Origin of the sequence: Streptomyces sp. NPDC056948 (assembly GCF_042674225.1) — a bacterium.
In the GTDB taxonomy this organism is placed as follows: domain Bacteria; phylum Actinomycetota; class Actinomycetes; order Streptomycetales; family Streptomycetaceae; genus Streptomyces; species Streptomyces purpurascens.
The window spans coordinates 1-11,807 of record NZ_JBHUQX010000302.1; the positions used below are offsets into that span (position 1 = coordinate 1).

Genomic DNA, 11,807 nt, shown 5'->3' on the forward strand with positions numbered 1-11,807 from the left:
GTCCGTGGCAGGGTTGGCCGCCCCGACGCGAGATCAGCGGCGGTGGGTGGCCTGGTGGGCCCGCAGTTGCGCCTTGCAGGCAGGGCACTTGCGTTCCGGGCCATCGCCGACGACCGGAGCGGGGATGACGTGGCCGCAGATGGCCCGGGTCACGCCGAACACCAGCGGCCCGCAGTCCGGGCAGTGAAAGTGCGAGTTCGGGGCGGTCCCGCGTGCGGTGCGAGGCACGCTCACCACCAGCCCGACGACTTCTTCGGCACGAGGTACGGGCAGCCGTTGCGTAGGTGGTCGACGCACTGCGGGCAGTCCTCGCGCGGGCCGAGGTGGCGGTGGGCGCGCCGGTCGTGGGCGTGCTGCCAGCACTGCGGGCACTCACCCGGAGGTGTCTGCGTCGCGGGCACGGTCACCACCAGCCGGAGGACTTCTTGGCGGCCTTGGCCTTGGTGTGCTTGTTGACGGTGCGCTGCCGTTCGGTCTGCAGCGCGGTCAGCTCGGAGATGAGCCGGGTCTGGGCGGAGTTCCACGCCGTCTCCAGTCGGCGCTCGGCGCGGTCGGTGCTGCGGCCGCGTACGACGCGGTAGGAGCCGCCGGCCATCGCGGCGATGATCGCGCGTCGTTCGGGGCCGTTCAGCGGCCACAGCTCGCGCTGCTGGACGGCTTCGAGCTTGCGGGTGGTCTGCTGGATCTCGCGGTCCAGGCGGCGGGTGTCGGGCTTGCCCATGGTCAAGCACTCCTCAGAGACTCGGGCTCGGGGAAGGCGCAGGTCACGCACATGCCGAGCGAGGCGGGGATGACGTAGCCCGCATCGATGCCGCATTCGGGGCAGGTGCGGCGGGCGGCGTTGGCCTTGGCCAGGGCCGCCCACTTCGCCGGCGTTATGGGGCGTACCGGCTTGGCGTCGTCGACGCGGTAGAGGTAGGCGACCAGCGGCCCTCGGCGGCGGCGCGGTCGTTCGAGTTGAGCGGCCACGTCCTGTCCGCCGGGGCGCAGACCGCGTGCCCGGAGTTGGCGGCGGGTGGCGTATCCGTCCGGGGCGAGGCGCCACCGGAACACCGGCAGCGCCCCCATCAGGTGGTCGCAGCCGTGCCGCGCTCGGCGAGCAACGTGTCACGCAGCTTGCGGGCGTTGGCCGGTGAGGTGTGGATCGCGCGGCGGATGCCCTCGGCGGTCACCTTCGCGTCCGGCCAGTCGGCCGTCGCCCGGCGTGCCTCGGCGAGCAACTCATCCGGGGTGCGCTTGGGCCGGGGTGAGCGGGCCACCTCGGGGAGTCGACCGGTTGCCCGGCGCCGGGTGGTCGATTCGGCAGCCACGGCCCGCCGCGCGGGCGTGGTGGCCGGGGGCTCGATCGGGGCGGGGATCGCGGGCACGGGCTTGAGCGGGGGAATCGACTTGCCCAGGTCGACGGCGACCGGATCCGGCACGGTCAGACGGGTCAGCGTCACTACCGGGTCCGGGGTCGATTCCCGCAGCTCAGCCGTAGACCGTTTCATTGTGGTCTCGGTGGATTCCTCCGCATTCGCGACCAGGGCGGGATCGAGGGCGGGGGTGGGGGTGATGCCGCCGAACATCGAGCCGAGCGCGGCATCTGCACCGGCGGTCACTCGATCGCGCTGCACATCGAGGAGCCTCGATCCGAGTGCCGTGTCGCCGACGCCGACCTTGCGGGCCAGCCGCCACGACTTACGCTCCGACCACCACTGGACCCGGCCGCTGGGGTGGGAGGCGGCGCGGGCGCGGTGGTAGGCGAGCGCCTGGACCAGGTCGGCGGTGCGGCGCTCGTTCTCGGCGTCGCGGCCGTCGGTGTGGACGACGATCCGCCGGGCGAGGAACGCCATGCCCTCGGCCGAGACGGACATGCCCATGGGGGTCAGGGCGTAGATGACGGTGCGGCCCGGATCGGGTGCGGCCATGGCGCCCATGACGGCGGCGGCGGCCGGCAGCGCCCACAGCCCGATGCGCACGATGCGCGGGGAGGACTGGCCCAGCATGGTCAGCCCGAGCAGGACCAGGGCGAGCACGGCGGTCGCACCCTCACCAGCCGCGAGAGCTCCCAGCGCGGTGCCCTTGCCGTAGGAGTGGCCGATGTTGCTGTAGGTGCCGATCCCGCCGAACACGCCCGTGGCGAGCATCGGCACGAACGCGGCTGCCAGCACACCGACCTGAACCCGCGTCAGCTTCGTGCGTTTCACCAGGCACCCCCCACGGCGAGCAGGGCGGCCAGGATGAGCAGGGCACCGCCGGAAAGCGTGAGGTCGACCGCGCGGCGCAGGCACGTGAACTTGGTGACCACGAGACGGGACAGGCCTGCGATGTCGGCGGCCAGGTCGGTCGCGACGGCGTCGGTGATCTCCTCGGCGGTGAGCGTGGCCCACAGCGGGAACCCGTGCCGGCCGCGCAGGTTCGGCCGGGTCGAACGCAGCAGCAGTCCGGCCGCCGCGACCAGCAGCACCATCCCGACTCCACCCACCACGTAGGCGGGGAGGGTCAGGGGCAGGTCGCGGGCGACCGTCCACGTGCCGGCGAGGACCGCGCCGACGAACGCCAGCAGAAGACCGGTCTTGGTGTCGGTCCGAGTGATCTCGGCCTTCACCTCGGCGTGCACGTCCTTCAGGCTCCGGACGGCGGCGCTCATGCCGCACCGCCAGGCACCGTCGCGGCGGTGGTGCGGTTGGCCAGGGCGATACGGGCGGCCAGCGCTCGGCGGCGGGCCCGGCGCAGGCGCCGGTTGTCCAGCTCGGTCGGGATGCGGTCGAGCGTGATGATCTGCGCGTCGAGCAACTCGACGTCCGCCAGGATGACGGGCATCTCCTGCTCGATTGCGTCCAGCTCAGCGTCCGTCGGCTCCATGAAGTCGGCGAACGCGGTAACAGCTTCCTGAACAGTGACGATGGTGTTCATTGGGTCGTGTGTCCTCTCACAGGTACGGCCCGACAGCGCCCCCGGTGTTCCAGCACCGGGGGCGCGCCGCTGATGGGGGAAAGTGCTGTGCGACTGCGCGGACGGCCGCAGACGGCGGCCCGGGGGGCCCGATCGGCAGTCGGTCTCGAGCTAGGAGCGGCGCCAGGCCTTCTCGCGGCGGACGTGCTCCGCCTCGTGGGCGTTCTTGCGGGCGATGGCCGTGGACCGGGCGGTGATCGGGCCGCTCTCGCGACCGCAAGCGCAAACCCAGATCCAGTAGCTGTTGCGGCTGTTGTGGTCCAGCGTGACGCGAGCCTTGTAGGCCACGATGAGTCCTCTCAGGCGATGGAAACGGGACCATCCCGGCTCCCCTCAGCGCTGCTCGTGCGAGACGAGCAGCGGAGGCAACCGGCCCGCAGCAGACGAGCTGTGGAGAGGTCGAGGCGCGGCGGAGGCCGCGCAGTCCGTCTTTTCAACTCAGGGAGACGGGGCCCATCTATGCAGTTCTCAAGCAACGACCGCTCACAGTGAGTGCGGTAACCCCAGTTCAGGGGCTCCCGTCTTCACGGGGCTCACCGGGCGCCTTCAGTGCAGACTCCAACAACTCAAGGGGATTGCTCCGCTTGCTCAACTTGTTGGTACAAGCTGATGTAGTGATGCTGCACCCGCGGACAGTGAGTCGTCAAGGGATTGAGGGCCGCATGTACCAACAAGTTGGTCGAGTGCGCGATGATGGCTGCATGAGCAAGCAGCCGAAGTACCGACAGGTGGCCGACGCCCTACGCCGCGAGATCGTGAACGGCGCGTTCGACCACGACCGACGGTTGCCCTCCGAGAGCGAGCTGTCGGCCCGCTTCGATGCGTCCCGCAACACCGTTCGGTCGGGGCTTGCCCTGCTGGTCAGCGAGGGGCTGATCACGTCGAGCCAGGGCTTGGGCTACGAGGTTCGATCGCACGAGGTCTTCCAGCTCAACGCTTCGCGCTTCGAGAACCTGACATTCCCCCAGAACGGGGATGCCTACAACACCGACGTGACGAACGCCGGACGCCGACCGCATCAGACGTTTCGAGTCGAGATGCTGCCTGCTCCGGCAGAGATCTCAGCACGGCTGAAGGTCGCCGAGGGGAGCAAGACCGCTCTGCGATTCTGTCACCGCTTCGTGGACGACGTGCCGTGGTCCACGCAGGCGACCTACTACCCGGCCTGGTTGATCGAAGAACGCCCGCGCCTGGCTGAGCCGGGGGACATCGGAGAAGGCACCACTAGGTATCTCGCCGCCAGCGGCATCGAGCAGATCGGCTACTTCGACGAGATCGCAACGCGGATGCCTACGCCGGAGGAGGCGCGGCTCCTGGAGATCGGAGCTGGCGTGCCCGTGCTGCTGTGGACACGGACGGGCTACTCAGCCGACCGCGTCATCCGGTGCACCATCACTACATTCCGGGGTGACCTAAACAGGATGAACTACGAGATCGGCGACATCGGCGCCCGAAGTGAGAACACGTGATCATCACCCACGCAGAACCGCACGACGTGTCCAAGCTGCTGAGCTTCCGCGAGGAAGCAGCAGCTTGGCTGCGCGGTCTCAGTTCCGACCAGTGGAGCCGTCCGTACCCGGCTGACAAGCTGCTTGCCACGATCGAAGCGGGCACGGTATTCATGCTCCGCGACGGGCACACGACCGCCGGCACGATCACGCTCACCCCGGAAGCCGAAGAGGGCCTGTGGACTCAGGAGGAGCTGGCCGAGCCGTCGATGTTCATCAATAAGCTCACTGTTGCCCGCGAGTACTCCGGACAGGACCTCGGCGGACGCCTGCTCAACTGGGCCGGTGACCGCGCGCACCGTGCCGGTGCCCAGTGGATTCGACTGGACGCCTGGACGACGAACGAAAGGCTTCAGCGGTACTACCTTGAGCATGGGTTCACGTACGTCCGCACGGTTCGCGAGGGAACGGCGGTGAATGGAGGACCCAGGGTCTCCGGATGGCTCGCACAGCGGGCCGCACGGGCCGCAGATCACGGATTCACGGACTACACGCCGGCACCCGCACTGCTCCCGCACGCAGCTTGAGCTGTGCTGGCGTGGTGACCGACGCACCTCATCAACGCTGCTGCCACTGATGCAGTGCTTTGACTTGCAGCTAACAACCTATTCCTCCACCAACGTCATAAGGTCCAGAGTTACCGCCGGACAGCCGAGCCGAAGAGTTAGGTCAGCGACTGCGCTGCGCAGATAGGGGTGAACCGCCATTTGCACAGTAGTGCGCCCGAAGGCGGCGAGTGCTTCGCTGTCGACATCACCTCCAGGTTCTCCCTCATTGGGAAAGTCAAACAGTGCGCCGATCTCCAGAGAAATGCGAACTGCGTCTTCATCGCCTTTACCTTTAACTGTGAAATTAAATTTGAGGCGATAGATGAGGGTTTCTTCGCCGCGCCCGATGGTCAGATTAGCGCTTAGGTCCTCGATAGGCGCCAGCTCATCCGCGGCCGCAGGATCCAGCACCTCCCCGTGAATCTCAAATACTCGAACGTCCACGAGTTTCGCATGCTGGACGACTGGGGCGATCAGCTCTACCATGTCTTTCGGCTGAATGATCACGAAAGGCATTGCCTCAACCCCGGCTCGGAGTTGAGGCTGGCCGGGACTCCGTCTGCACAACCTGCTCACGTACGTTCCAGGACGAAACCCAAGCCTCGCTCTCTGGCCGCGGACGGCGGTGAAGTTCTCGGTGTGCACTTACAGAAGCAACGATTTCGAGAAACTCAGACCGCACATGCTGATCGCGCGGCAATGTGTTCCATCGAAGGAGCCAGCCATCCACGACAGTCATTTCGTCGCGACTTAGGTGATGCTCGGGATCAGCACCCTCCGGGACATTCAGCCTGAGCCACTCATTTACGACGCCCCATTCCCATAGTCGCTTTCCATTGGGTGCGGCGACGGGCTTGGGGAATGGCGTTCCCCTGCGGCGCTCTCCGTTTATGAGCTGACGAACGCTTTCCCGACTTCGGTCTGTTCGTCGCGAGATTTCAGATGCGTCGACCAAGTCACGATCTGTGCGCCGTACCGAAATGTCCAGCTTACGCCTGAGCTCCATAGCGGCGCACTTCGCTGCGCTAACGGCGTTCTCATGGCCATCCATGTACACGGTGATCAGCAACCGGCCGTAGGACTCCGAGATGAGACCGTCGAAGTGCTCGTAGAACGCTGCTTCGCAAGCGTCCACGACGTCTGGCAACTCGGCCTCGAACTTCAGCGCGTAGGTCGTCATCGGCACACCCCCCTGTCGATGGAACCTGTTGACACTCGTCAACGGTAATCTACCCCGTTGGGTAGCCGTCAAGCGGGATGTCAGCCATCTGGACGCTTGACGCTTCGGGGATCGTCGTCCGGCAGCGGGCAAGTCCGCGCTTCGCGCAGCAGGTCACGAGCGTGCCGCTGTGAGACGCGCGGCGTCCCGTGGACTGATATGCGGTGGCAGCCGGCATCACATGTAAGCAACCCCCAGTGGCCACCCTTCCGTAAAGACCATCCTCCACCTCCCATGATCGCCATCAGGGCATCGCGCACGACCTTGTCCTTGTGGCTACGCGGTAGCAGCTCTTCCCCCACCCACCATCCCCCTGGTGTGCGCCCAGCCCTTGTACGTCACCCCAGTATGACGGTTACGTGAACAGTCGTGACAGTTCTTGCAGTGAACGGAGCGGCCAGGAGGTGGCTCCCACGTCATCTAGACATTCGCGTGGTCGTTGGCCATCCTCTGGCCAGGTGAGTCGACGGAGTTGCGACTCTGCCTACCTTCCGCAGGTCAGGTGGTGGTCCACGGTGGTTGGGGCGGGCCGAGGGAAGCGGTGGAGTGACGGCAGTCCTTGACGGCAACACCAGCGAACGTTGCCGCACCGGGAAGATCAGCCACATACCCTTCGCGGGAGACGGACCAGACAAACCGCTGACCAACGGAACGCCCGGGTGATCTCCTAAAGCGGGTGTCGCAGGTTCGAATCCTGCCGGGGGCACCAGCCAAAGGCCCCGGGCCGATCATGGTCCGGGGCAGCTTGGCGTCCACATTCGGCAGCGGCCTGCCATGTCCGGCGCACACCTGCTACTCGAGCAGCCCGCGTTTCGTACGCGGTGTGGGTGCCGTCTCCGAGCTGTGGGCAGTCTTCCCCAAGCCCGAGCCCGAGCCCGAGCCCAAGCCCGTCTCGTCGAGGACGCCGGTCTCAGTCCCGCGCCGCCCCGGTCAGGGACAGGTCCCAGTACGCGGCGTACCGGCCGGCGCGCCGCAGCAGTTCCTCGTGGCTGCCCTGTTCGATCACCCGCCCGGCGTCCAGGAAGGCGACGCGGTCGGCCCGGCGCACGGTCGCCATGCGGTGCGCCACCAGCACCACGGTCCGGCCCGCCATCAGCTCCTCGATGCCGGCGTGCACGGCCGCCTCGTTCACCGGGTCCAAGGCCGAAGTGACCTCGTCGAGCAGGACGATCGGGGCGTCCTTCAGCAGCGCGCGGGCGATGGAAACGCGCTGTCGCTCGCCGCCGGACAGCAGCGCCCCGCCCTCGCCCACGTCCGCCGACCAGCCGCCGGGCAGCCGTTCGATCACTTCGTCGAGACGGGCCGCGGCGGCCGCGGCCCGTACCTCGGCGTCGGTGGCGTCCGGGCGGCCGAGGCGCACGTTCTCCTCGATCGTGCCGTCGAAGAGATAGACGTCCTGGAAGACGATGGCGATCCGCGCCATCAGCGCCGCGGTGTCCATCTCCCGTACGTCCACGCCGCCGATCCGCACCGCGCCAGCGTCGACGTCGTAGAAGCGGGCGAGCAGCTGCAGCAGCGTCGTCTTGCCCGCGCCCGAAGGCCCGACGACGGCGAGCCGCCCGCCCTCGGGTACGGACAGCGTCACCCCGTCGGCGACCACGCGGTCGCCGTGCCGGAAGGTGACCGCGTCGAACTCGACGTCGTGGCAGGACGGTTCGCGCGGCGTGCGAGGCTCCGGCAGCGGCTCGGTGGTGAGGACGTCGTCGAGGCGGGTGAGTTCGGCGCGGGCGGCGCGGATGCCGCCACTCATCTCGGCGAGGGACAGCAGCGGGTCGGCACAGCGGGCGGCGAGCACCAGGATTGCCAATACCTCGGCCGCGCCGATGTTCCCGCCGAGGGCGAGGTACGCGCCCAGTGCGAGCAGCGCGGTGAACACCGCCTGCACGGTGACCGCGAGACCCAGCACACCTGGCAGCGCGGAGAGGGTGGAGCGGCGCGAGGCGCGGCGCAAGTCCTTCAGGGAGTCGTCCAGCAACACGAATCGCTCGCCGGTGCGGCCGGCGGCGCGCAGCACCGGCTGGGCCTGGAGGTACTCGATGACGCGGCCGGTGGCCTCGCGCTCGCGTTCCACTCGTTCCGTGTCGGTCGCCGTCGTCGCGCGGGCTGCGCGGAGTTGGATCGCGGCCACCAACGGCACGGCGGCCAAGCCGGCGAGCCCCAGCTGCCAGTTGAAGGCGAGCATCACGGCGACGATCGTCAGCGGCGTCACGCAGGCGGAGATGAACGGCGCCAGCAGGTGCGCGATCACGCTCATCGCCTGCAACACGCCCTGACTGGCGAGGACGGACACCTCGCCGGTGCGGCCGGGTTGATACCAGCCGATGGGCAACCGGGCGAGGTGTTCGCCGAGGCGCTCGTACATGCCGTGCAGCAGCGTCGTGCCCACGCGGAATCCGGAGCGGTCGCTGACGTACCGCAGCACCGCGTAGACCGCGACCGCCGTGCCGAAGGCCGCCAGCCAGGGACGGGCGTCCTCGGGTGTGCCGCCGAAGAGCGCGCGCAGCACGGGCACCAGCAGTGCGTACGACAGTCCCTCGGCGAGGGCGGTCGCCGTCATCAGGGCGACGGTGCGGCGCACCGGCCCGGCGTACTCGTCGCCGAGCACACGCAGCAAAGTGCTGATCATCGGGCCTCTTCCCCTTCCCTGACACCGGCACCGGCACCGACACCGGCACCGGCACCGGCGTGGATCTTCCAGAATTCGGCGAACGCACCGCCCCGCGCGAGGAGTTCCGCGGTCGTGCCCCGCTCCACGATCTCGCCGTCGCGCAGCATCACGACGGTGTCGGCGTCGGCGATCGTCTCCATGCGGTGGGCGATGACCAGCGTCGTCCGCTTCTCCCGGTCCTGCGTCAGCGCCTCGCGCACCGCCTGCTCGGTCTGGGGGTCGGCGAAGGCTGTGGCCTCGTCGAGGACCAGGACGGGGGCGTCTGCGAGCAGGGCGCGGGCGATCGAGACGCGCTGCGCCTCGCCGCCGGAGAGACGGGCGTCCTCTCCGATCACCGAGTCGTAGCCGCGGGGCAGTTCGAGAACGCGGTCGTGGATGCTCGCCCGGCGGGCGGCGCGGACAACGGCGTCGCGGTCGGCGTGCGGGACGGCGAGGGCGATGTTGTCCGCGACCGAGGCGCGCAGCAGCCGGACGTCCTGGAAGACGAAGGACACCCGCCGGTACAGCTCCTGGCTGCCCACCTCGCGCAGGTCGACGCCGCCGAGGAGCACGGAGCCGTGCGTCGGATCGTAGAACCGCGGCAGCAGCCGCACCAACGTGGACTTGCCGCTGCCGGACGGCCCCACCACGGCGGTGATCGTCCCCGGCTCCAGCACCAGGTCGATCCCGCGCAGCACCTCGCGCCCGGCCGCGGCACCCTCGTACCCGAAGCGGACGTCCCGCAGCTCGACCCGCTGTCCCTCAGGCGCCACCGGCCGTACGGGCTCGGGCAGCGACGGCTCGGCGAGTACGTCCCGGATGCGGCCGACGGCGCGCCGCGCGGTCTGCAGGTCGTCGAAGCCGTGCCCGAGCGCGGCCACGGGCGCGGTCAGTCCGAGGCCGAGGAGCAGGAACGGCAGCAGGTCCGCCGGGGCGAGCCCGCCCCCGGTGATCCGGTACGCGCCGCCGGCCAGCACCGCCAGCAGCACGAACGGCGGCGACAGCGCCACCTGCATCCCGGCGGCGACCCCGGAAAGACCGCGCACCATCCGGTAGAAGCTCCGGGTGAAGTCGCCCACCGCGGTACGGAACTTGCCGTGCGCCCGCTCCGACCCGCCGAACGCCTTCACCACCGCGATGCCCTGCACGAACTCGACCGCCGACGCCGAGATCCGCCCCATGGCGGCGTCGAACTCCTTCTGCTCGCGCAGCCGTGTGGGGGTCATCATCAGTGGCACCAGCGCGACCGCCAGCAGCACGGGGATCAGCGTGATCAGCGTCAGCCGCCAGTCCACGGTGAAGAGGTAGCCGAGCGAGACCAGCGGCACCACGAAGGCGGAGACCAGCTCGCCCGGCGTGTGGGCGATGAGCGGGTGCACGGCGCTGACGTCCTCGCCCACCAGCTTCGCCAGCTCCCCGCTGCGCCGCCGCGCCAGCCAGCCGATCGGCACCCGCCCGAGCCGTGCGGCGAGTCGCCGGCGCAGCGACAGCTGCACCCGGGTGTCGAGGAGGTGCCCGACGCCGGACGAGGCGGCCGTGAACAGCAGCCGAACGAGCAGCCCTGCCGCGCCCGCGAGCACGACGTCGCGCACGTGCCCGTCGTCGGCCGGCCCCGGCGCCAGCAGCGTACGGCCGAGCTCGACGACCGCGAGCAGCGGCGCCAGGCCGGCGACGGCGCCGATGACCTGAAGGACGACGACGACGGCGAAGCCGCCCGCGTACGGGCGCAACAGACGGGCCACGCCCGGTGGTGGCGGCGCGGTGGTTCCGGTGGAAGTCATGCGCTCACCTTCGCCGCGGCTGCGGCCCGCTGGATTGAAGAAATGTTCCGTTCGGATGTTCCGTTCGGGCGGGCCCGTAGCATGGACGCATGTCAACTGCCGTGCGCCGACGCGCCGTTGCCCCCGTGTGGGAGGTCACGCGCCCGGCCCGGCCCGGCCGCGTACCCGGCGTCGTCCTGGCGGGGCTGCGCGCCTGCGGCCCGGCTCCGGTCGACCACCGGCTCGACCCGCACCCCGTGCTGACGCTGGCGCTGGCCTGCGGCGAGGCGGCGCTCGGCATCGACGAGCCGACGGGGCGGCAGCACCGCGGCAGCCTTGTCACCGGGCTGGGGTTCGGCGTCGGCGGTGCGGCGCGGGTGCGGGCCGCGAACGTCGAGTGGATGCAGGTGCGCCTGTCGCCCGCCATCGCCCGCGCCGTGCTGGGCGTGGGCCCTGCCGAGCTGGAGAGCTCCGTGGTGGCCCTGGACGACCTGTGGGGAGAGCGGCGGGCAGCCCGGCTGCGCGAGCAGCTCGCCGGGACCGCCTCGTGGGAGGAACGCTTCGCGCTCGTCGAAGCGTTCCTCGCCCGGCTGTCCGCCGCGGGGCCCGCCATCGAGCCGGAACTGGCCTGGGCCTGGGACCGTATCGTCGCCGGGCACGGCCAGGTGCGGGTCGAGGGGCTGGCCGACGAGCTGGGCTGGAGCCGCAAGCGCCTGTGGTCCCGTTTCCACGCGCAGCTCGGCCTGCCGCCCAAGCGCGCCGTGACGCTCGTCCGCTTCGACTGGGCCGCCACCCGCCTGGCCGGGGGCCAGGAGGCGGCCGGCGTCGCGGCCGACTGCGGCTACGCCGACCAGTCGCATCTGCACCGGGACGTCGTGGCGTTCACCGGTGTGACCCCCGCGACCGTGGCCGGCCAGTCGCTCGTCGCGAAGGCCGACCTGGCGTGGGTGGACCATGTGCCGCGCCTCTCGGCACGATGGGGCGATGCCCCGGCCTCCCGTTTCGACGGGCCGCACCGGCCACCGCCGCCGACCGCCGGCGGAGATGCCCGAGGTGGGCGGGTTCCCGGGCGGAGTACGGACGTACGGTCCTGTCACCCGGGCCGGCGGCCCGCTCGCGCCGCCGATGCGGGGGGCTCCGGCTGACGGCGGCCGGTGCCTCTCGAGACCCCCTTCACCCTCCTGGCCC

Annotated in this window: 15 protein-coding genes; 3 read left to right on the plus strand and 12 right to left on the minus strand. The window is 69.8% G+C overall.

The annotated features are described in order from the left end of the window. Positions 1-33: 33 nt before the first annotated feature. The 8 genes from ACFTZL_RS31205 to ACFTZL_RS31240 all read right to left on the minus strand — a co-directional run bounded on the left by ACFTZL_RS31205 (position 34) and on the right by ACFTZL_RS31240 (position 3,225). Complete coding sequence (locus ACFTZL_RS31205; protein ID WP_382589356.1) at positions 34-228, minus strand: hypothetical protein; 195 nt, start codon at positions 226-228, stop codon at positions 34-36. 2 nt (positions 229-230) lie between these two features. Continuing rightward, on the minus strand, positions 231-407 hold the full coding sequence (locus ACFTZL_RS31210; RefSeq protein ID WP_382589395.1) for a pRL2-8: 177 nt from the start codon (positions 405-407) through the stop codon (positions 231-233). Beyond that, on the minus strand, positions 404-721 hold the full coding sequence (locus tag ACFTZL_RS31215; protein ID WP_382589359.1) for a hypothetical protein: 318 nt from the start codon (positions 719-721) through the stop codon (positions 404-406). Before ACFTZL_RS31215 ends, ACFTZL_RS31210 begins: the two co-directional genes overlap by 4 nt. Before the next feature lie 2 nt (positions 722-723). Then, positions 724-1,068 carry an RRQRL motif-containing zinc-binding protein gene (locus ACFTZL_RS31220; protein WP_382589362.1) on the minus strand — a complete coding sequence of 115 codons (345 nt, stop codon included), beginning with the start codon at positions 1,066-1,068 and terminating at the stop codon, positions 724-726. Further along, complete coding sequence (locus tag ACFTZL_RS31225; protein ID WP_382589365.1) at positions 1,068-2,189, minus strand: conjugal transfer protein; 1,122 nt, start codon at positions 2,187-2,189, stop codon at positions 1,068-1,070. The genes ACFTZL_RS31220 and ACFTZL_RS31225 overlap by 1 nt, the downstream gene beginning before the upstream one ends. Next, positions 2,186-2,632, minus strand: coding sequence for a Pycsar system effector family protein (locus tag ACFTZL_RS31230; RefSeq protein ID WP_382589368.1), 447 nt, complete (start codon positions 2,630-2,632; stop codon positions 2,186-2,188). The genes ACFTZL_RS31225 and ACFTZL_RS31230 overlap by 4 nt, the downstream gene beginning before the upstream one ends. Next, complete coding sequence (locus tag ACFTZL_RS31235; protein WP_382589371.1) at positions 2,629-2,898, minus strand: DUF6284 family protein; 270 nt, start codon at positions 2,896-2,898, stop codon at positions 2,629-2,631. Before ACFTZL_RS31235 ends, ACFTZL_RS31230 begins: the two co-directional genes overlap by 4 nt. A gap of 150 nt (positions 2,899-3,048) precedes the next feature. Then, positions 3,049-3,225 carry a hypothetical protein gene (locus ACFTZL_RS31240; protein WP_382589373.1) on the minus strand — a complete coding sequence of 59 codons (177 nt, stop codon included), beginning with the start codon at positions 3,223-3,225 and terminating at the stop codon, positions 3,049-3,051. 413 nt (positions 3,226-3,638) lie between these two features. On the opposite strand from ACFTZL_RS31240, the gene ACFTZL_RS31245 reads away from it, so the two are divergent. Then, positions 3,639-4,406, plus strand: a complete 768-nt coding sequence (locus ACFTZL_RS31245; protein ID WP_382589376.1) for a GntR family transcriptional regulator — start codon at positions 3,639-3,641, stop codon at positions 4,404-4,406. Continuing rightward, positions 4,403-4,972, plus strand: coding sequence for a GNAT family N-acetyltransferase (locus tag ACFTZL_RS31250; RefSeq protein WP_382589379.1), 570 nt, complete (start codon positions 4,403-4,405; stop codon positions 4,970-4,972). The genes ACFTZL_RS31245 and ACFTZL_RS31250 overlap by 4 nt, the downstream gene beginning before the upstream one ends. A gap of 78 nt (positions 4,973-5,050) precedes the next feature. Here ACFTZL_RS31250 and ACFTZL_RS31255 read toward each other — a convergent pair whose 3' ends face one another. The 4 genes from ACFTZL_RS31255 to ACFTZL_RS31270 form a co-directional block, all read right to left on the minus strand. Further along, positions 5,051-5,509, minus strand: a complete 459-nt coding sequence (locus ACFTZL_RS31255; RefSeq protein WP_382589382.1) for a hypothetical protein — start codon at positions 5,507-5,509, stop codon at positions 5,051-5,053. Positions 5,510-5,513: 4 nt separating this feature from the next. After that, on the minus strand, positions 5,514-6,173 hold the full coding sequence (locus ACFTZL_RS31260; protein WP_382589384.1) for a hypothetical protein: 660 nt from the start codon (positions 6,171-6,173) through the stop codon (positions 5,514-5,516). A 949-nt stretch (positions 6,174-7,122) separates the two neighbouring features. Then, on the minus strand, positions 7,123-8,838 hold the full coding sequence (locus ACFTZL_RS31265; RefSeq protein ID WP_382589387.1) for an ABC transporter ATP-binding protein: 1,716 nt from the start codon (positions 8,836-8,838) through the stop codon (positions 7,123-7,125). Beyond that, complete coding sequence (locus tag ACFTZL_RS31270) at positions 8,835-10,640, minus strand: ABC transporter ATP-binding protein (RefSeq protein ID WP_382589390.1); 1,806 nt, start codon at positions 10,638-10,640, stop codon at positions 8,835-8,837. The genes ACFTZL_RS31265 and ACFTZL_RS31270 overlap by 4 nt, the downstream gene beginning before the upstream one ends. An 89-nt stretch (positions 10,641-10,729) precedes the next feature. Between ACFTZL_RS31270 and ACFTZL_RS31275 the strand changes: the two genes are divergently transcribed. After that, entirely contained in the window at positions 10,730-11,764 is a 1,035-nt protein-coding gene (locus ACFTZL_RS31275) for a helix-turn-helix domain-containing protein (protein ID WP_382589392.1), read from the plus strand. The last annotated feature ends 43 nt before the right edge of the window (positions 11,765-11,807 follow it).

Bases quoted from the DNA above. Each gene is read 5' to 3' on its own strand.
- ACFTZL_RS31215 (WP_382589359.1), bottom strand. From the start codon at position 721: ATGGGCAAGCCCGACACCCGCCGCCTGGACCGCGAGATCCAGCAGACC.
- ACFTZL_RS31220 (WP_382589362.1), bottom strand. From the start codon at position 1,068: ATGGGGGCGCTGCCGGTGTTCCGGTGGCGCCTCGCCCCGGACGGATAC.
- ACFTZL_RS31230 (WP_382589368.1), bottom strand. From the start codon at position 2,632: ATGAGCGCCGCCGTCCGGAGCCTGAAGGACGTGCACGCCGAGGTGAAG.
- ACFTZL_RS31235 (WP_382589371.1), bottom strand. From the start codon at position 2,898: ATGAACACCATCGTCACTGTTCAGGAAGCTGTTACCGCGTTCGCCGAC.
- ACFTZL_RS31245 (WP_382589376.1), top strand. From the start codon at position 3,639: ATGAGCAAGCAGCCGAAGTACCGACAGGTGGCCGACGCCCTACGCCGC.
- ACFTZL_RS31255 (WP_382589382.1), bottom strand. From the start codon at position 5,509: ATGCCTTTCGTGATCATTCAGCCGAAAGACATGGTAGAGCTGATCGCC.
- ACFTZL_RS31260 (WP_382589384.1), bottom strand. From the start codon at position 6,173: ATGACGACCTACGCGCTGAAGTTCGAGGCCGAGTTGCCAGACGTCGTG.
- ACFTZL_RS31265 (WP_382589387.1), bottom strand. From the start codon at position 8,838: ATGATCAGCACTTTGCTGCGTGTGCTCGGCGACGAGTACGCCGGGCCG.
- ACFTZL_RS31270 (WP_382589390.1), bottom strand. From the start codon at position 10,640: ATGACTTCCACCGGAACCACCGCGCCGCCACCACCGGGCGTGGCCCGT.
- ACFTZL_RS31275 (WP_382589392.1), top strand. From the start codon at position 10,730: ATGTCAACTGCCGTGCGCCGACGCGCCGTTGCCCCCGTGTGGGAGGTC.